21 protein-coding genes are annotated in these 16,814 nt (G+C 68.9%); 13 read left to right on the top strand and 8 right to left on the bottom strand.

The window, feature by feature from the left end:
- Positions 1-48: 48 nt before the first annotated feature.
- The gene (locus ACQP2T_RS31865; RefSeq protein ID WP_433508598.1) at positions 49-1,695 is read left to right on the top strand and encodes a helix-turn-helix domain-containing protein; all 1,647 of its coding nucleotides are present in this window, start codon (positions 49-51) and stop codon (positions 1,693-1,695) included.
- A gap of 16 nt (positions 1,696-1,711) precedes the next feature.
- Here the strand turns inward: ACQP2T_RS31865 and ACQP2T_RS31870 are convergent, their stop codons facing one another.
- Positions 1,712-2,116: a RidA family protein gene (locus ACQP2T_RS31870; protein WP_433508599.1), complete on the bottom strand. Its 405-nt coding sequence runs from the start codon at positions 2,114-2,116 to the stop codon at positions 1,712-1,714.
- 129 nt (positions 2,117-2,245) lie between these two features.
- Here ACQP2T_RS31870 and ACQP2T_RS31875 point away from each other — a divergent pair, with 129 nt between their 5' ends.
- On the top strand, positions 2,246-2,626 hold the full coding sequence (locus tag ACQP2T_RS31875) for a winged helix-turn-helix transcriptional regulator (protein WP_433508600.1): 381 nt from the start codon (positions 2,246-2,248) through the stop codon (positions 2,624-2,626).
- 31 nt (positions 2,627-2,657) lie between these two features.
- On the opposite strand, the gene ACQP2T_RS31880 is transcribed toward ACQP2T_RS31875, so the two are convergent.
- Positions 2,658-3,101 (bottom strand): winged helix-turn-helix transcriptional regulator, encoded by a 444-nt coding sequence (locus ACQP2T_RS31880; protein WP_433508601.1) that lies wholly within the window; start codon positions 3,099-3,101, stop codon positions 2,658-2,660.
- A gap of 84 nt (positions 3,102-3,185) precedes the next feature.
- Between ACQP2T_RS31880 and ACQP2T_RS31885 the strand changes: the two genes are divergently transcribed.
- Positions 3,186-4,058: an aldo/keto reductase family oxidoreductase gene (locus tag ACQP2T_RS31885; protein ID WP_433508602.1), complete on the top strand. Its 873-nt coding sequence runs from the start codon at positions 3,186-3,188 to the stop codon at positions 4,056-4,058.
- A 45-nt stretch (positions 4,059-4,103) separates the two neighbouring features.
- On the opposite strand, the gene ACQP2T_RS31890 is transcribed toward ACQP2T_RS31885, so the two are convergent.
- Entirely contained in the window at positions 4,104-4,553 is a 450-nt protein-coding gene (locus ACQP2T_RS31890) for a hypothetical protein (protein WP_433508603.1), read from the bottom strand.
- Positions 4,554-4,559: 6 nt separating this feature from the next.
- On the opposite strand from ACQP2T_RS31890, the gene ACQP2T_RS31895 reads away from it, so the two are divergent.
- Complete coding sequence (locus ACQP2T_RS31895; protein ID WP_433508604.1) at positions 4,560-4,883, top strand: hypothetical protein; 324 nt, start codon at positions 4,560-4,562, stop codon at positions 4,881-4,883.
- A gap of 13 nt (positions 4,884-4,896) precedes the next feature.
- Here ACQP2T_RS31895 and ACQP2T_RS31900 read toward each other — a convergent pair whose 3' ends face one another.
- Positions 4,897-5,643: a TetR/AcrR family transcriptional regulator gene (locus ACQP2T_RS31900; RefSeq protein ID WP_433508605.1), complete on the bottom strand. Its 747-nt coding sequence runs from the start codon at positions 5,641-5,643 to the stop codon at positions 4,897-4,899.
- A gap of 85 nt (positions 5,644-5,728) precedes the next feature.
- On the opposite strand from ACQP2T_RS31900, the gene ACQP2T_RS31905 reads away from it, so the two are divergent.
- From ACQP2T_RS31905 to ACQP2T_RS31920, 4 genes are all read left to right on the top strand, one after another.
- Complete coding sequence (locus ACQP2T_RS31905; RefSeq protein WP_433508606.1) at positions 5,729-6,253, top strand: DUF1707 SHOCT-like domain-containing protein; 525 nt, start codon at positions 5,729-5,731, stop codon at positions 6,251-6,253.
- Positions 6,254-6,482: 229 nt separating this feature from the next.
- Positions 6,483-8,087 (top strand): DHA2 family efflux MFS transporter permease subunit, encoded by a 1,605-nt coding sequence (locus ACQP2T_RS31910; protein ID WP_433508607.1) that lies wholly within the window; start codon positions 6,483-6,485, stop codon positions 8,085-8,087.
- Positions 8,088-8,157: 70 nt separating this feature from the next.
- A complete protein-coding gene (locus ACQP2T_RS31915) occupies positions 8,158-8,760 on the top strand; it encodes a TetR/AcrR family transcriptional regulator (protein ID WP_433508608.1) in 603 nt (200 codons plus the stop codon).
- A gap of 82 nt (positions 8,761-8,842) precedes the next feature.
- Positions 8,843-10,054, top strand: a complete 1,212-nt coding sequence (locus tag ACQP2T_RS31920; RefSeq protein WP_433508609.1) for a cytochrome P450 — start codon at positions 8,843-8,845, stop codon at positions 10,052-10,054.
- Positions 10,055-10,297: 243 nt separating this feature from the next.
- Here the strand turns inward: ACQP2T_RS31920 and ACQP2T_RS31925 are convergent, their stop codons facing one another.
- Entirely contained in the window at positions 10,298-11,017 is a 720-nt protein-coding gene (locus ACQP2T_RS31925) for a TetR/AcrR family transcriptional regulator (protein ID WP_433508610.1), read from the bottom strand.
- Between the two features lie 77 nt (positions 11,018-11,094).
- Here ACQP2T_RS31925 and ACQP2T_RS31930 point away from each other — a divergent pair, with 77 nt between their 5' ends.
- The 5 genes from ACQP2T_RS31930 to ACQP2T_RS31950 all read left to right on the top strand — a co-directional run bounded on the left by ACQP2T_RS31930 (position 11,095) and on the right by ACQP2T_RS31950 (position 14,024).
- Positions 11,095-11,292, top strand: coding sequence for a nuclear transport factor 2 family protein (locus ACQP2T_RS31930; RefSeq protein ID WP_433508611.1), 198 nt, complete (start codon positions 11,095-11,097; stop codon positions 11,290-11,292).
- 11 nt (positions 11,293-11,303) lie between these two features.
- Entirely contained in the window at positions 11,304-12,173 is an 870-nt protein-coding gene (locus tag ACQP2T_RS31935; protein ID WP_433508612.1) for an oxidoreductase, read from the top strand.
- 145 nt (positions 12,174-12,318) lie between these two features.
- Positions 12,319-12,741 (top strand): nuclear transport factor 2 family protein, encoded by a 423-nt coding sequence (locus tag ACQP2T_RS31940; RefSeq protein WP_433508613.1) that lies wholly within the window; start codon positions 12,319-12,321, stop codon positions 12,739-12,741.
- Between the two features lie 31 nt (positions 12,742-12,772).
- The gene (locus ACQP2T_RS31945; RefSeq protein WP_433508614.1) at positions 12,773-13,558 is read left to right on the top strand and encodes a helix-turn-helix domain-containing protein; all 786 of its coding nucleotides are present in this window, start codon (positions 12,773-12,775) and stop codon (positions 13,556-13,558) included.
- 70 nt (positions 13,559-13,628) lie between these two features.
- The gene (locus tag ACQP2T_RS31950) at positions 13,629-14,024 is read left to right on the top strand and encodes a VOC family protein (protein ID WP_433508615.1); all 396 of its coding nucleotides are present in this window, start codon (positions 13,629-13,631) and stop codon (positions 14,022-14,024) included.
- 12 nt (positions 14,025-14,036) lie between these two features.
- On the opposite strand, the gene ACQP2T_RS31955 is transcribed toward ACQP2T_RS31950, so the two are convergent.
- The 3 genes from ACQP2T_RS31955 to ACQP2T_RS31965 all read right to left on the bottom strand — a co-directional run bounded on the left by ACQP2T_RS31955 (position 14,037) and on the right by ACQP2T_RS31965 (position 16,785).
- A complete protein-coding gene (locus ACQP2T_RS31955; protein WP_433508616.1) occupies positions 14,037-14,441 on the bottom strand; it encodes an SgcJ/EcaC family oxidoreductase in 405 nt (134 codons plus the stop codon).
- Between the two features lie 74 nt (positions 14,442-14,515).
- Entirely contained in the window at positions 14,516-16,027 is a 1,512-nt protein-coding gene (locus tag ACQP2T_RS31960; protein WP_433508617.1) for a carboxylesterase/lipase family protein, read from the bottom strand.
- Between the two features lie 134 nt (positions 16,028-16,161).
- Complete coding sequence (locus ACQP2T_RS31965; protein ID WP_433508618.1) at positions 16,162-16,785, bottom strand: TetR/AcrR family transcriptional regulator; 624 nt, start codon at positions 16,783-16,785, stop codon at positions 16,162-16,164.
- Positions 16,786-16,814: the final 29 nt, after the last annotated feature.

Here is a 16,814-nt window from a genome sequence, read left to right on the forward strand (position 1 = left end):
TGCTCTGACATGCTTCGGCGGCGGACACGGGAACGCTGAGGAGGTCCGGTGGGCGGGCGGAAAGAGCAGGATCTCTCCTTCTTGCTGCGCAGGCTGAAGGAACGCAGCGGGCGCAGCTACGAGGACCTGGCCGCCGCGTCCTTCGTCAGCCGCTCGACCCTGCATCGCTACTGCAGCGGCAAGAGCGTGCCCGCCGACATCGGAGTGGTGATGCGCTTCGCCCGGGAATGCGGCGCCGGGGCCAAGGAACTGCAGGAGGTGCTTCGGGCCTGGGCGGTGGCGACCGCAGGCGGAGAGAAGGCCCCAGCCGAGGAGACGGGAACACCCGTGGAGGCGGGAACGCCTGTGGAGGCGGGAACGCCCGAAGACGAGGGGATTGTCCACCGGAGTTCGGGAGCCGGCGAACCTTCGAGATGGGTGCGCGTGCTCAGCATCGTCGCCGTGCTCGCCGTACTGGCCGGCAGCAGTCCCGCGACTCCCGGGAAAGGTGTACGGGCGGCGCAGTGGATCTCCGGGCCCAGTTGGGTGCGGGCGCCCGAGCCCGTATCCAGGAAGATGTTCGGCGTCACCATGAACTCCAACACCGGCACCATGCCCGCCTTCGAGGTCGGCGCCGTCAGGTTGTGGGACAGCGGGACGCGGTGGGCGAGCATCGAGCCCCGTCGCGGAGAGTACGACTGGATCACGCTGGACCGCCTGGTGACGGGCGCGCAACGGGCCGGCCTGCCCGTGCTTTTCGTCTTCGGCGGGACGCCCTCCTGGGCGGCGCCGCAGGCACCCCCCGCCCCTTACGGGGATCAGTCCCGGGCTGGAGCGCCCGACGACCTGGGGGACTGGGAGCGGCTCGTACGGGCTCTTGTCGCCCGCTATCGGGGCCGCATCGAGGCCTACGAGCTGTGGGTGATGGGCAACGACGAGCGCTTCTTCACCGGCGGGGTCCCGCTGCTGGTCGAGATGACGCGGCGCGCCGCGCGGATCATTCGGCGGGCCGATCCGCGCGCGACCATCGTGTGCCCCGGCATGGGCCGATTGTGGGACCCCGCCGCCCGGCAGGCGCTGGAGCGCTTCGCGGAGCTCGGCGGCTACCGGTACTGCGACGCCGCCGGCATCAAACTGCACCAGCGGCGCGCCTCGGATCCGCCGGAGACGATGCTGGAGGTCCTGCACCTGGTCGACCGGACGTTCCATCGGCTCGGCATTCACCCACCGCTGTGGAACACCGGGACGAGCTATGACATCCCGCTGCAGGGCTCGCTGGACGAGCAACGGGCCGTCGACTACGCGGTGCGCTTCTACCTGCTGGGCCTGTACGCCACCAACCTCCACCTGGAACGCATGTACTTCTACAACTGGGGAGGCAGCGCGATCCCCGTCGTGCTGCAGGCGGAGGGTGGGGCGCCGACGCGGGCCGCGCTGGCCGTCGAGCAGTTGCAGCGCTGGCTCGCCCACGCCCGGCTCCGCTCCTGCGGGCAGGGGCTGCCCGTGGGGTTGCCGGCCAACGTCTGGCAGTGTGAGCTCATCGTCGCGGGGCCGGATGGCGAGCACGCCGCCGTCCTGCGGTGGACGCACCAGGGTACGGCCTCCGTCGCCGTTCCCGGTGCCGGGAGCGTATGGCGACTCGACGGCTCCAGCAGTCCGGTCCGGCCGGGCGACGCTGTCCAGATCAGCGAACGGCCCGTCCTCATCACGTACTGACCGGCTGGAGATTCTCCTAATCGATGATCGCGGTGACCTCGGCTTCAACGAGGATGCCGGGCTCGAAGAGGACGTCGACCCCGATCAGCGCGGCGGGCGGCGTAGCGAGGTCGAACTCGCGGGCCGCCTGGTCGATTCCCGCCTTGAAGGCGTCGTACATCTCTCTCTTCCAGCCCGCGGCGTACCACGTGAAGCGGACGACGTCGTGGAACGTCGCTCCTGCCGCGTCGAGCGCCTTGGCGACGTTGCGGTAGACCTGGGCGACCTGTCCGGCGAGGTCGCCCGGTGCCACGAGCTCGCCGTTCTCGTCCCAGGCGACTTGTCCCGCGATGTGGACCTGCCTGCTACCCGTCGCCACCGCGACGTGGTGGTAGAGCGGGATTTGGACATGCTGGTCGGGGTTGATGAGCGAGACGGTCATGAGATTTCCTATCTTTTCGTTCGGTCAGGTGAGCGCGAAGGCAATTGTGCTCTCTTGCGGTTACTCAGAAACCATAGGAGAGTGTGCGCTGACGTGGAAGAACGAACTTTTTAGTGACTGGGGAACCAGATGGTGACCAAGCAGCTCAGGGACTCATCCGACGAAGCCGATCTGCGGCGCGCGGACTCCCTCGCGCGGGAGATCTTCTCGGATGTCGCCAACAAGTGGGCGTTGCTGATCATCGAGGCTCTCGGCGAGCGCACCCTGCGCTTCAGCGAGTTGCGGAACGAGGTCGAGGGCATCAGCCACAAGATGCTCACCCAGAACCTGCGCATGCTGGAGCGCAACGGCCTGGCGGAGCGGAAGGTGCACCCCACAGTGCCGCCACGGGTCGAGTACACCCTTACCGAGCCGGGCCAGGCCTTGCGAGCGACGGTCGACTTGATCTGCGACTGGACCCACCAGTACTTCGGTCACATCGAAGCCGCCCGCCGCGGCTTCCACGCCTGACAGCTCACGTGGCTCGCGGCGCGGCCCCGGTTCAGGCGACGTGGGTGTCGTACGTCGCGCGGTTGGCGAGCACATCGTCCATGTGCGCCTCGGCCCATGCCTTGAGGCCGCGCATCATCTCCTGCAGTGAGAGACCGAGGTCGGTCAGCTCGTAGGTGACCGTGACGGGCACGGTCGGCGTCACCGTGCGGGTGATGAGGCCGTCCCGCTCCAAGGAGCGCAGCGTCTGAGTGAGCATCTTCTGGCTGACGCCGGCCAGCAGGCGGGACAGCTCCGAGTAGCGCATCGACCTGGGCTCACCGGCGCAGTCGGCGCCGAACTGATGCGGGCCGTCGCTGCCCAGCGCGGCCAGGATCAGCGCGACCCACTTGTCGGAGATGCGATCGAGCAGCTTGCGGCTGGGACACGCCGCCAGGAAAGCGTCATATTCCGCCTTGGCCTGTGCCTTCTTCTGGGCCACTGTCTTGGTCGCCATCGACCGCTCCTCTCACCCGTGAGCGACTTACGCACTTTGAGGTGCCTACTTCCTATCAGGAAGTTACATCCCATTAATAGAGGTATGAAGATGCTCCCCACGTCACTCCCCGGCGGCACCTGGACCCTGGGCGACCTGACCGTCACCCGGTTCGGCTACGGCGCTATGCAACTCGCCGGCCCCGGGGTCATGGGGCCGCCCGCCGACCGCGACAGCGCACTCGCCGTCCTCCGCGAGGCTGTCGACCTCGGAATCACCCACATCGACACCAGCGACGCCTACGGGCCGCACGTCACCAACCAGCTGATCCGTGAAGCGCTGCACCCATACCCCGAATCGCTGCACATCGTTACCAAGGTCGGCGCGATCCGGGACCAGCAGGGCGGCTGGCCCCCGGCCCGGCAGCCCGACGAGCTACGCCGCTCCGTCCACGAGAACCTGGAGTCCCTCGGCCTCGAAGTGCTCGACCTGGTCAACCTCCGGCTCGGCAACGCCGAGGGACCCCAACCCGGCTCGCTCGCCGAGCCGTTCGAGACGCTCGTCGAACTCCAGCGGCAGGGCCTGATCCGGCACCTCGGAGTGAGTAACGCGACCGCGGAACAGGTCGCCGAGGCACGGGCGATCGCGCCGATCGTGTGCGTGCAGAACATGTACAACCTCGCCTATCGCCAGGACGACGACCTGATCGACATGCTCGCCGAGGCGGGCATCGCCTACGTGCCCTTCTTTCCCCTCGGCGGCTTCAGCCCGCTCCAGTCCTCGGCGCTCTCGGCCGTGGCCACCCGGTTGGACACGACGCCGATGGCCGTCGCCCTGGCCTGGCTGCTGCGGCGCTCGCCGAACATGCTGCTGATTCCTGGCACCTCGTCGCCGGCGCACCTGCGCGAGAACGTCGCCGGCGCGGGAGTCTCACTCTCCGAAGAGGATCTCGCTGAGCTGGACAAGATCGGGCATTAGCGGTCTTGCCCAGAGCCGATACGCCGTTCACCATCGATCCGCGCGTCAGCGCCGACGGCCGAGGGCGAGGCCGGTGACCAGGACGCCGAGGAAAGTCACCCCTGCGGCCAGGTAGTACCCCAGGGTCAGGCCGTGGGTGAGTTCTCTTCTGAGCGCATCGCCGTACAGGCCGCCGAGTCCCGCGTTGGCGACGGCCACCATCAGGGCGGTGCCGATCGCGAGCCCGGTCTGGTGGGTCACGGACGCCATCCCGGAGGCGACACCCTGCTCGCCCGCCGCGACACCGTTGCCCGCCGCGATCCACATCGAGGTCCAGACGATGCCCATCCCCAGACCGGCCACCATGATGCCGGGCAGCGCGGCGATGAAGGGGGAGTGGGGGGAGACGGCGACGGCCAGCAGGATCATGCCGGCCGTACCGATCAGCAGGCCGGTGGACAGGGCGGCGCGCATGCTCGCGCGCGTGACCAGGCGCTCGGGGAGCGCGACATACACGATGTTGTGGTCGATGGCGATGATGAACTGGGCGAACGCCAGCAGCGCCAGGATCCGCCCCAAGCGGCGAGGCGGGCTGGCGCGGTCGACCGGGTCATCCGCATCCAGGAGCTCTTCGCCGCGGGGCTGCACAGCGAGAAGATCGCCCAGCTGCTGCCCTGCATGCGGGACGCGGACGGCGGTCCGTCCGAGATCGCCACTCCGCGGCTGGTCACCGAGCTCGCCACCGAACGCGACCGCATCGATCGGATGATCATCGACCTGATCCGCTCGCGCGACGTCCTGGACGAAGTGATCGACACCGCCTCAGGCCGGACGACGCCGACATGATGGTCGCGCCCGGCTACTGCTGACGCGTCTCCGAAGGGTCGGCCGTTGACGGGAGAGCCGCGGCGATGCAGTCGAGGACGCGCTCCAGCCCGTACCGGAACCGCTCGTCACGGCTGAGGTGCGTCTGGCGGGCCTGTGTCGCGATCTTGGTGAAGATCGGGTACTGGCCGCTCTTGAGCAGCTGCTCGACGTACGGGTAGGTCCGCGCCAGCCACTGCGTCTCGGTGAGCCCGCTGCGGCGCACCTCCTCGGCCCAGCTGACCTCGTCGCGGACGGCGCTGTCGATGTAGCCGTTCAGGATGGCCATGAGGCCGAGGTTCTCGTCGATGGGGACGTAGGCGTCGAGGGCGCCCATCACCCGTTCGATCAGGCGCAGCTGGTTGGGGCCGAGGCCGGGGAGTGACCGGTGGACGGTGGCGATCCACGGGTGCCGCAGCCACATGGCGCGCATCCCGTCGGCGTAGCGGGTCAGGTCCGCGCGCCAGTCGCCCGAGGGCATGCCCTCGACGTCGATCTCGCCCTGCAGCCGGTCGGCCACGAGCTCGATCAGGTCATCGCGGCTGGGGACGTAGCGGTAGAGGGACATGGCGCCCGCGCCGATGTCGGCGGCGATCCGCCGCATGGTGGCGGCCTCCAGCCCCTCGGTGTCAGCGATCCGGATCGCCGCCTCGGTGATCTGGGCGCGGCTGTAGGCCGGCTTCGGCCCGCGGGCCGGGCGCTCGGGCCGCATCCAGATGTTGACGTACTCGGCGTCGGTCACCGTTCCACCCCCAACTTGCGTACATAGTACCCAGTGGCTTAACCTGGCCGTCGCAACTGCGTACGAAGTACCCAATGGGGGGATCATGGATCCGATCGTGGTCAGCGAAGACGACCGCGACACGGCCGTGCGGCGCCTTCAGGAGGCGTACACCGAAGGGCACCTCTCGTACGAGGAACTGGACGAACGCCTCCACCAGGCGCTCACCGCCAACACGCACAGCGAGCTCGGGTCGGCTCTGGCCTCGCTCCCGGAGGAGGACGCGGGCACCACGGCCACGATCGCCGCCGTCAGCGGGCGGATCCAGCGGCGCGGCGCATGGCGCGTACCTCGGACCCTCAAGGTCGAGTCCGCACTCGGAAGGGTGCGTCTGGACCTGTCCCGGGCGGTCATCGACCATCCGGTGGTCGACATCGAGTTGCACCTCGGCACCGGCGGTGCCGAGATCACGGTGGCTCGCGACGCGATCGTCGACGTCGAGGGTCTGCGCACCGGGTGGAAGGCCCCGCTCTACAAGGCGCGGCGGCGCGTACGACCCGGCGGGCCGCGAATCCGGATCTCCGGGACCATGGGGACAGGACGGTTGAAGATCCGCCACGCGCGGCGCTAGGCTACGAACCGACTTCTCACCGTTGGGCTTTCCGCCCCGCTTACCAGCTTCACCCGGGTCCCGATGACACGGGGAAGGTGGAAGTCGCTCACCACATCCTGGACAAGGGTGTTCTGCATGGTGGCGACGCGCGGCGGCCCTTCTGGTCTCCTCCGAGGTTTGCGCCGTTCTGGCATCAGTGGCGCGTGTCATCACCCAGCAGACGGTTGTCCTCAGAGAGGTCTCCGGAATGCCGGAAATCAAGTCCACCGAACAACCGGTCACGCGGCGTCCGTGGCTGGTTCTCGCGATCATGTGCGTCGGCTTCTTCATGTCGTTGCTCGACGGATCCATCGTCAACGTCGCCATCCCCACGCTGATCCATGGCATCGACGCCTCCTACGACCAGGTGCTGTGGGTCATCGACGGCTACCTGCTCGTCTTCTCGGTGCTGCTGATCACCACCGGGCGGCTGGGCGACATCTTCGGATACCGCCGGCTGTACGTGATCGGCATCAGCACCTTCACCATCGCCTCGGCGCTGTGCGGGCTGGCCGACTCATCATCCCAGTTGCTGGCCGCCCGGCTGCTGCAGGGACTGGGCGGGGCGCTGCTGTTCCCGCAGGTCATCTCGTCGATTCTGACGATCTTCCCGCCACGGCTGCGCGGCCGGGCGTTCGGGCTGTTCGGGTCGATCGTCGGCTTCGCACCGATCGTCGGCCCGGTCATCGGCGGCTTCCTGCTCGCCCACCTCGACTGGCGCTGGATCTTCTTCATCAACGTCCCGATCGGGATCATCACCGCCGGGCTGGCGCTGACCTTCGCGCCGCCCATGCGCGCGGGCCGTCAGCACCGGCTCGACCTGGTCGGCGTCGCACTGGCCACCGCCGGGCTGAGCGGCATCGTGTTCGGCCTGATCGAGGGAGAACGCTACGGCTGGGGCACCATCACCGGGCCCATCAGCATCGCGTCGGTCATCGTCGCGGGCGTCGCGCTGCTGGCGGTGTTCGTCCTGTGGCAGCACCGGCAGCGGGACGAGCCGCTGATGCCGCTGGCCCTGTTCGGCGCGCGCAACTTCGCGGTCGGTAACTGGGTCGGGTTCGTCTTCCAGCTCGGCATGATCGGCATCATGTTCGTGGTGGTGCTGTACCTGCAGATGGCGCGGGGGTATTCGGCGCTGGAGACCGGCCTGGTGGTGCTGCCGAGCGCCGTGCTCACCGCGGTCGGCTCGGCGTACGCCGGGCGGCTGTCGGACAGGTTCGGCGGCAAGTACGTCCTGACGGCCGGCCTTACGCTGCTGGCCGTCGGACTGCTGGTGCTGGTCGCCATGGCCGGACCCGCCGGCGGCGCGTGGAGCCTGCAACCCGGTTTGACCATCATCGGGATCGCCAGCGGTGCCACGTTCGTACCCCTGCTGCAGGCCACCATGGACGGCGTCGATCCCCGGCTGGCCGGGGCGGCCTCCGGCGTGTCCAGCACCACCCGGCAGATCGGTGGCGTCCTCGGCACCGCCGTGCTGGGCGTCCTGCTGTCGGCCCGCCTCTCCTCGACCCTGCGCGAGGAGGCCGAGAAGCGCGCCGGTCAGCTGCCGGAGAACCTGCGCGCCCGGTTCATCGACGACAGCGCCGCCGCCGCGCGTGATTACAGCCCGCCCACGCCGCCCGGCGGCCTGAGCCCCGCTACGAGGAGCCTGTACGAACGCGTCACCGCCGACACGTTCGCCACCGGCTTCGTCCACGCCATGCAGACCACCCTCGTGATGTGCGCCGTGGTCCTGGTGGTCGCCGTCCTGTCCTGTCTCCTGTTCAGCCCGCGCGAGAAGCCGGCGACCGAGCCCGCTGAGCAGTTGACCTAGCGCTCGTTCGGGCATATATATCGAGAGGCAAACATATGTAGTAGACCCGATATCAGACGGGAGCACCCCGGTGGCGCGTACCCAGGATCAGCGGCGAGCCGAGACCCGGGCCCGGCTGATCGACGCGGCCGCTGACCTGTTCGCCCGCAAGGGGTTCCACGCGGTGTCCGCCGAGGCGGTGGCCGATGTGGCCGATCGCACGACCGGCGCGCTGTACAACCACTTCGGCGGCAAGGAAGGGCTGCTGCTCGCGCTGCTGGAGGTGTGGAAGGACCAGACCGTGGCCGAGCTGCTCGCCGGGTTCGAGGAGATCACCGAACTCGACGAGCGGCTGGCCGCCCTGTTCGAAGCGCTGACACGTAAGGACGAGGATCGCGGTGCGTCATGGCTCCTGCTGGAGTTGGAGCTGTGGCTGCACGGCGCGCGCGATCCCGTCATCGCCGAGCCACTGGCCAGGCGTTATGCCGACATCCGTGCCCGGCTCGCCGGCGGGCTGTCCGACTGGGCCGAGACGGCGGGCGTGCCGCTGCGCCGATCGCCGGAGCGGACGGCCACGGCCGTGCTCGGGGTGCTGATCGGCTGCGCGGTCCAGCACCGGCTCGATCCCGCCGCGGTCGAGGAGCGGGCTGTCGTGGAGAGCCTGCGCGACCTGCTCGGACTGCCCGGCCCCTGAGTCCCTTCGACGGCCCGGGCTCCGAGCCGTCCCGACCGCTCGACCTGCTCGACTCCTAGATTCTCGCGCCGAAAGGGAGCCCATGCGGATCAACCTGCTCGAAGAGACGTGGGAACGCGAAGTTCCCCACGACCAGTTCGCCTACCTGCGCCGGAACGCGCCCGTCCACTGGCATGACGTCCCCGACGACACCGGCTTCTGGGCTGTCACGAAATATCAGGACATAAAGGCGATCAGCCGGGACGTACAGACCTGGTCAACCGAGATCGGGACCGCGTTCATCCGTACCCAGACGCCGGAGTTCATCGAGATCGCCAGCATGATGCTGCTGAACATGGACCCGCCCAAGCAGACCCGCTACCGCCGACTGGTGAGCGCGGGCTTCACGCCCAGGACGATCGCCCGGCTGCGGGGCACCATCCAACGGCGCGCCGAGAAGATCGCGGAAGCCGTACGGGAGCGGGACGGCGAGGTCGAGTTCGTGACCGACGTGGCCGAATACCTGCCGCTGCAGATGATCTGCGACCTGATCGGCGTACCCGAGGAGGACCACCACCTGATCTTCGAGTGGTCCAACCGCATGGTCGGCTTCCAGGATCCCGACTTCCGCACGACGCCCGAGGACGGCGAGATCGCCGGGGCCGAGATCTTCTCCTACTGCGACGGCCTGGTCGACGACCGCCGCCGAAACCCGCGTGACGACATCCTCACCGCGCTGGTGGAGGGGGAGGTCGACGGCGACAGGCTGACCAGGGAGGAGATCGACTCCTTCTTCGTGATCCTCTGCGTCGCCGGAAACGAGACCACCCGCAACCTCATCGCCCACGCCATGAACGCCCTCATCCTCCACCCGGACAGCTACCGCGACCTGGCGGCCGGCCTCGACGACGAGGCCCTGTGGCGCAGCGCCACCGAGGAGTTCCTGCGCTGGGGCTCTTCGATCCACAACTTCCGGCGTACGGCCACGCGCGACACCGAACTCCGCGGCCAGAAGATCGCCGAAGGGGAGAAGGTGGTGACGTTCTACATGTCCGGCAACCATGACGAGGACGTCTTCGCCGACCCGTACACCTTCGACATCCGCCGCAGCCCCAACGACCACATGACGTTCGGCGGCGGCGGCCCGCACTTCTGCCTGGGCGCCAATCTGGCCCGGCTGCAGATCAACTGCATGATCAGGGAACTGCTGCGCCGCTTCCCCGAGGCGGAGCACGCGGGGCCGGTCAAGAGGATGCGGTCGGATTTCATCAATGGCATCAAGCACATGCCGGTGCGCTTCTCCATGTCCGGCTGAAAGGTTCGGCTGAAAAGTTCGGCTGAAAGCGCAGGTTCCGGACGTACGCTGCCCTGGCCGGGGGTGCGGAGCCACCGGGCCAGGGCGCGGGGCGCGGTGGCCGGCCGGCGGGCGCTGCCACGCGCTGCCCTGCACCTGGACATGTTCATGCGGATGGGGTCGGGTGGAATCGTTCAGGTCCTGGTGTCGGGTAACGACGATCAGGATCGCCATCAACAATCGCGGGCAAGTAGGAGTGGCGGTTTAGCCTGGATCCAGGCGGGGCCGGGATTCGGCGAGTCGGCCCAGCAGTTCGCGAAGGAGTGCGTACTCTCCGGCCGTCAGCTCTGTGGAGTCCTGGTCCACCAGCGCGCGCAGCGTCAGTGCCGCACCGGCCCGAGTCACCGCGTCAGCTGGTCGGACCGCGTCCGAGTTGAGGACTGCGGCCAATGCCGCTTCGCGGACACGGTCGGACAGCCCCATGTCGCGGTCGTCGTCGGGCCGAGTGATCAGGCTCAGGGTGATCCCGATGTTCGCGGCCAGGATCTGGTCGGCCGCGTCATCGGCCGGGACTCTCAGCAGTCCCCGGCGGGCGGCCACGGTCAATAGATCGCGCAGCATGGCGTGTGCGGGGGCCGTGATGGCGCAGGGCTTGCCGGGCTCGATCTGGCCGTACAGCAGCGCGTAGAACGTCGGGTGGTCCAGCCCGAACTGTACGTGTCGGTCCCAGCCCTGACGAATGTCGTCCACCGGATCGCTGGAAGCCTGCGGCGGCTGGACGTATTGGGTGAACCCGTGGTCGAGCACGGCGTCGATCAAGCCCTGCTTGCTCCCGAAGTGATGGTAGAGCGTGGGCGCCTGAACCCCCGCGCGCTCGCAGACGGCACGGGTGGACAGCGTGCGATCGCCGGAGCTGTCCAGCAGCTCGGCGGCGGCCAGCAGGAGTCGATCGCGAGCGCCGCCACCCTGTCCCCGCCTACTCATGCCGCTATAGTACCTTATGTAGCGATATATTGACTATTGTAGCGAATGTAGCGCTGATGCCACCTCAAGGAGAGCTCATGAACCTCGCCGTTCCAGGCGTTGTCGCCCGATACTTCGAGGCCGACCGCCGCCGCGACCCGGACGCCGTCATCGCCCTTTTCACCGATGACACCGTGGTCACCGACGAAGGCCGGACCCGGCGCGGGGCCGCGGACCTGAAGTGGCGCTTCACTCTCGCCGACGACCGGATCCGTCAGCTGGAGATCGCGCCATGAGAGGAAATCCGATGAAGACCTGGTACATCACCGGCGGCACCCCTGGTGGTTTCGGCATGGCGTACGCGAACGCCGCGCTGGAGGGTGGCGACCGCGTCGTGCTGACCACGCGCCGGCCGGCGGAACTGCGCGACTGGGCCGCCCGCCATCCGGAACGGGCATTGGTCCTGCCGGTCGACGTCACCGACGCCCGGCAGGTCCGGCAGAGCGTGGCCGAGGCCGAGAGCCGCTTCGGCGGCATCGACGTCCTGGTCAACAACGCCGGCCGCGGATGGTATGGCTCGGTCGAGGGCATGGACGACGCCGCGGTCCGCAAGACGTTCGACCTGAACTTCTTCTCAGTTCTCGCGATCACCCGGGCCGTGCTACCCGGCATGCGCAGGCGCGCGGGCGGCTGGATCATCAACATGTCCTCGGTCGCCGGCCTGGTCGGAGTGCCCGGCTTCGGCTTCTACACCGCCGCCAAGTTCGCGATCGAGGGGCTGACGGAGGTGCTGCGCCAGGAGGTGGCACCGTTCGGGATCAAGGTACTCGCGGTGGAGCCCGGCGCATTCCGTACCCGGGCCTACAGCGGGTTCGCCGACGAACCGGTCGACGAGCACATCACGGACTATCAGCCGATGCTCGCGGCGGTGCGCGCCGCCATGATCGAGCAGGACGGCAGGCAGCCCGGCGATCCCGATCGTGGCGCCCGAGCCGTCGTCGCCGCGATCAACCAGGACGACCCACCCAAGCGGCTCGTCCTCGGCGGCGCGGGATACGACGCCGTGGCGGGCCACCTGGACGCCATGATCGCCGAACTTCGTGGCCAGCAGGCCGTCGCACGCGACGCGGACTTCCCCCGGAGCACGGAAGCGGCTGTGCGCACCGACAGGGATTGACGCATCTCGTCGTCGGGACCTCTACCGACGCCGGCAGCGTGCTGGTCGGCGGATCCCGCGCGAGCCATGTTTCATCCGCAATTATCGGAATCAGTGGAGAGGCGTTGGTTGCTAAGTGGGGAGCTCCCCACTTAATCTGGGCGGCATGACACTGAACGCCGACGACCGTGCGGCCATCACAGAGCTGATCTCCCTGCACGGGCACCTGTTCGACGACGGCGAGTTCGATCGGCTGGACGAGCTGTTCACCCCCGACGTCGTCTACGACGCCACCGACTACGGCGTCGGATCGCTGGAGGGCGTGGCGGCGATCCTGGACGCCGCGCTCACGCTGGGCGCGCGAAACCCCGTGGCCCATCACGTGACCAACGTCGTGCTCACCGAACTCGCCGACGGCAAGGTGCGCGCCCGGTCCAAGGCGATCTCCATCATGGCGGGCGGCACCTGCGGAAGCGCGACCTACGACGACGTCATCTCGTACGGCGACCAGGGATGGCGGATCAGCCACCGCAAGATCATCGCGCGGCGGGCGCCTCTCGGGGGTTTCGGTAGCGATGGCGGCCGGTAGTCGCGGAGCATGTCCGCCGTAGTGTGACAAGGTGACCGTTCCTGCCGATCAGATCTCCACCGCCTTGGCGCCGTTCGTGGCGACACTGGCCGCGTACGATCTCGGGCCGGGCTCGGGCGGCCTACATCGCGGGCTTCCCTCATCCACGGTGTCGATCACGATCCCCGAGGAGGACCCGCTGGAGATCGCCTGGGTCGGGCGGCCCGGCTCACACAGACGGCTGCGGGCCGTGGTGGCCGGACTCCATCTGAACGCGGCCGAGCTGCGGCAAGAGGGGTGCACGCGCGGCGTGTGGTTGACGCTCAGCCCGCTGGGTGTCAGCGCGCTGCTGGGACTTCCCTCTTCGGCGGTGGCCGGGGACATCGTCGATCTCGCCGACGTCGTCCCGGTGATGGCGGACCTGCCGGAGCGCTTGGCGGCCTGCCGGTCCTGGCCGCAACGTCGCGCCCTCGTCGAACGCTCGCTGCTCACCGGCCTGGCCCGGCACGGCGAACGCGCCGACAGTCGCGAGCTGCGGGCCACTCTCGCGGCCCTGTCCGGGACCACCCGGGTGCAGGAGGCGGCTCGGCTGCTCGGGTGCTCCCGGCGGCATCTGAGCAGCACGGTTCGTACCGAGTTCGGGGTGACGCCGAAGGAGTACCAACGGCTCGTCCGCTTCGAGGCCGCCCGAGGCCGGCTCGTGGCCGCCGCCGGTGGGGGAGGGGACGGTCTGGCGGCGGTGGCCGCCGCGTCGGGATTCGCCGATCAGGCGCACCTCACCCGGGAGTGGCGGGCCATGGCCGGGTGTACGCCCACCGAGTGGCTCGTGTCCAGGTGATGACCGATGCGGGCGCGTTCGTTCCCATTTGTTCAAGACCCCTACGCCCGCTCGACCTCACCATGGGCACATGACGCCAGATATCCGCATCACCCCTCGTCTCATCGTGCCCGACCCGGACCGCGCGTCGGCGTTCTACCAGGACGCCCTCGGCGCCGAGCAAGTGTTCCGTGCTCCGCAGGGCGATGACGGACGGCCCCCCGTCGTCGACCACCGCGTCGGTGGTTCGTCCTTCCGCGTCTCGCCGGCCGTCACCTCGTGGGGCTGGCTCTCACCAAGCGACCTCGGCGGCTCCGCGGTACTCCTGGAGATCGAGGTCGGCGACCCGGACGCGCTCGGCGAACGCATGATCGCCCACGGCGCCGAGGTGCTCGTACCGATCGAGAACCGGCCCTACGGCAAGCGCTCGGGCCGCGTCCGTGACCCCTTCGGCCACCTGTGGATCATCACCGGCGAGCTCCGCTGACCCGGAGAGGCCTCAGCCCTCCTGTTCGCCCGCACCGTGGTCGGCGAGGGGGAACGAGTGGTGCTCGTGCGCCACGGCCCATCGCCCGTCCTTCTTGCGCAGGCCGAGCGTCAGCCGCAACCGGTGCCGCGCCACGTCCTCCGGCATGCCGCAGCGAAGCAGGGCGTGGGCGAAGGCGACGTCGTCACCGGCGGTGACCTCCAGCGTCTCGATCTCGAACATCGCTCCTTGCGCCTGCCACTCGAAGAACGGCGGCCACGCCTTCCGGTAGGTCTCGATGCCGCGCACCTCCCCGGGCACGTCGTACATCACGATGTCCTCGGTGTGGTCGGCGACAACGGCCGTCAGCTCACCACGGTGCACGGCCTCGGCCCAGGCCACGACCAGGCCGCGGATCCGCTCTTCGTTGATCGACATGGAGGCTGCCTTTCCGATTCAGATGTTTCCCCCAGGACCGCAACCAGAGCCGTCGGCGCGGACGAAGGCGAGGTTCAGGGCATTCGTCCCCAGAAGTCGAGGCCGTGCTCGGCCACGTAGTCCGTGCCGCCGATCCGTTCGGGCGCCAGGGCTTGAACGTAACCGGTGCTGACGTCGGGCCAGTCCGGCAGGTCGGCGCGGGCGGGATCACCGTGGCGGGCGAAGGTCGTCCAGTACTGGTTCATCCGGTCGGCGAGCTCACGTTGTGCCGCCGACAGCGACATACCACCGCCGGGAAAGTCGATTTGGTACGCCAGAGCGCTCGAATGCTGGGCGCCGGTCGGAAACCCTGGGAGTGGCACGAGCGATGGGGCGTCCCGATCGGCGAACTCGTAGAACCAGGTGCCGGTGTGCGCGGCGAAAGCGCGGCCCAGCTCCCAGGCCGGTCGCGCCCAGGCCCGGTCCGTGGCGATCTGGGCCCAGGCGAGGCTCGGCGTCGGGAAGCCGTCGAGAGGGTAGCGGGCGGCGACCTGATCGGCCGAGTCACCGAACGCCTCGGCCACCAGTCGCGGGTAGCTCTCGGCTGTGACCGGGTTGCCGACGAGATCGGCGAAGAGCCCGACGAAGAAGCGCGCCTCGTCGCGCATGGCGCCCAGCATCAGCGGTATCCGGTGGAATCGTCCGGCGGGTATCGCCGTCGAGGGCGACTCAGGCAGGGTGATCCCGCCGAAGGCGGGCCGGATGAAGGAGTCCGACGCCTGGAGCAGGTCTGTCACCGGGACCCGCCGGAGCTGCGCGAGCGCCGACTCGGGATCACTGCCCGGCGTGACCCAGCCGCGCTCGACCGCGACCGCGGCGCCGAACTGCTCCAGCTCGGCCATCGGAGCCCATCTCGGCGGGAGCTCCGGAACACCGGGAATGAAGGTGTGTGCCGGCGTCGTGCCCAGTACCGAGAACGCGCTCTGCAGGATCGCTCGGTGGAACAACCCCGCCGACCCGGGTGACACGAGGTGCGCGGCGATCATGAGGGCCCCGTACGACTCTCCGGCCAGGGTCACATTCGCCGGGTCGCCGCCGAACCGCGCGATTTCCCGCCGCACCCAGCGAAGTACCGCCTGCTGATCTCGCAGGCCGAAGGTGCCGCCGTCGGCGAGACCGGGGTGGCCGAAGCACCCGAACACGCCGAGCCGGAAGTTCGGTGCCACGACGACGACGTCGCCGGCTACGGCCAGCCGCTGAGCGTCGTAGGCAGCGGCACTGCCGTTCGTCCCACCGCCGCCGTGCAGCCATACCAGCACCGGACGCCCGGTTCCCCGGGCGGCCTCCGGCACGGTGATGTCGAGCGTCAGACAGTCCTCGTCCACGGAGGTGACGTCCGCGAACGACTGGGCCAGCTGCGGCGCCGGGTTTCCGGGCACGGTCGCGTCCCGGATCCCGGTCCACGGCTCGACCGGCGCGGGCGGCCGCCATCGCCGGTCTCCGATCGGGGCCGCGGCATAGGGAATCCCCCGGAACGAGAGATGGCCGTCCAGTCGGCGGCCACGGACGGCACCGCTGCTCAGCCGTACGGTCGCGTGCTGGGTCATGGTGCGCATCCTGCGGTCAGTTTGCGCGTCGCGAGTTCCCGGTCAACTGGTGCCGTCCCACCGAGCCTCCGTAGCAATATGGTCATATTGCTAAAGTAGCAGTATGACCATATTGCGATGGAGAAGTACCACAGTCAGGAGAGTGAGCGATCGTGATGCCCGGCGAACACCGTGGCGACCACCGGGCGCAATACATCGCGCGCCGAGAACGCGTCCGCACCCGAGAGCGCGACCTGATCGGCCAGGCCCTGCAAGGTCGCCAGGATCATGCGGGCGGCGAGCACGGCGTCCACGCCGGAATCGACCTCACCGCGCTTCCTGCCGTCCTCGACCGCCATCGTGACGTATCCGAGCAGGTCACCGCCCGACCGCCGGGCGACCTCGGCGAGACCGGGGTGATACGGCGCCTGAGCCGAAAGGCACTGCCGGACGCGATACTCGATCTCCCGCTCCTCGTCCAGCGGCAACAGCTCGACAAGACTGTCGAGCAGCACCTGTGAGACCTGGAGACCGGCATCCGAACCCTCACGGACCCGCGCCCCCACCCGCTCGCTCATGCGACGCACGGCGTCGTCGAAGGCGAAGCGGAGCAGCTCGTCCTTGCCGGCGAAGTAGTGCTGGATGAGCCCGACCGAAACCCCGGCCTCCGCCGCCACGCGCGAGAACGAGACGCCGGCCAAACCCTCCGCCGCGAGCAGACGCTGGAATGCCCGTGCGATCTGGACACGACGCTGGTCATGATCGGCAACCCGCGGCACCCCGCTATCGTACAGCCGTATTGTTATCC

Origin of the sequence: Nonomuraea sp. CA-143628 (genome assembly GCF_050942315.1) — a bacterium.
In the GTDB taxonomy this organism is placed as follows: Bacteria; Actinomycetota; Actinomycetes; order Streptosporangiales; family Streptosporangiaceae; genus Nonomuraea.

Coding starts and splice junctions, on each gene's coding strand:
- ACQP2T_RS31870 (WP_433508599.1), bottom strand. CDS start 2,116: ATGACCGTCTCGCTCATCAACCCCGACCAGCATGTCCAAATCCCGCTC.
- ACQP2T_RS31875 (WP_433508600.1), top strand. CDS start 2,246: ATGGTGACCAAGCAGCTCAGGGACTCATCCGACGAAGCCGATCTGCGG.
- ACQP2T_RS31880 (WP_433508601.1), bottom strand. CDS start 3,101: ATGGCGACCAAGACAGTGGCCCAGAAGAAGGCACAGGCCAAGGCGGAA.
- ACQP2T_RS31885 (WP_433508602.1), top strand. CDS start 3,186: ATGAAGATGCTCCCCACGTCACTCCCCGGCGGCACCTGGACCCTGGGC.
- ACQP2T_RS31905 (WP_433508606.1), top strand. CDS start 5,729: ATGGATCCGATCGTGGTCAGCGAAGACGACCGCGACACGGCCGTGCGG.
- ACQP2T_RS31910 (WP_433508607.1), top strand. CDS start 6,483: ATGCCGGAAATCAAGTCCACCGAACAACCGGTCACGCGGCGTCCGTGG.
- ACQP2T_RS31920 (WP_433508609.1), top strand. CDS start 8,843: ATGCGGATCAACCTGCTCGAAGAGACGTGGGAACGCGAAGTTCCCCAC.
- ACQP2T_RS31925 (WP_433508610.1), bottom strand. CDS start 11,017: ATGAGTAGGCGGGGACAGGGTGGCGGCGCTCGCGATCGACTCCTGCTG.
- ACQP2T_RS31930 (WP_433508611.1), top strand. CDS start 11,095: ATGAACCTCGCCGTTCCAGGCGTTGTCGCCCGATACTTCGAGGCCGAC.
- ACQP2T_RS31935 (WP_433508612.1), top strand. CDS start 11,304: ATGAAGACCTGGTACATCACCGGCGGCACCCCTGGTGGTTTCGGCATG.
- ACQP2T_RS31940 (WP_433508613.1), top strand. CDS start 12,319: ATGACACTGAACGCCGACGACCGTGCGGCCATCACAGAGCTGATCTCC.
- ACQP2T_RS31950 (WP_433508615.1), top strand. CDS start 13,629: ATGACGCCAGATATCCGCATCACCCCTCGTCTCATCGTGCCCGACCCG.
- ACQP2T_RS31955 (WP_433508616.1), bottom strand. CDS start 14,441: ATGTCGATCAACGAAGAGCGGATCCGCGGCCTGGTCGTGGCCTGGGCC.
- ACQP2T_RS31960 (WP_433508617.1), bottom strand. CDS start 16,027: ATGACCCAGCACGCGACCGTACGGCTGAGCAGCGGTGCCGTCCGTGGC.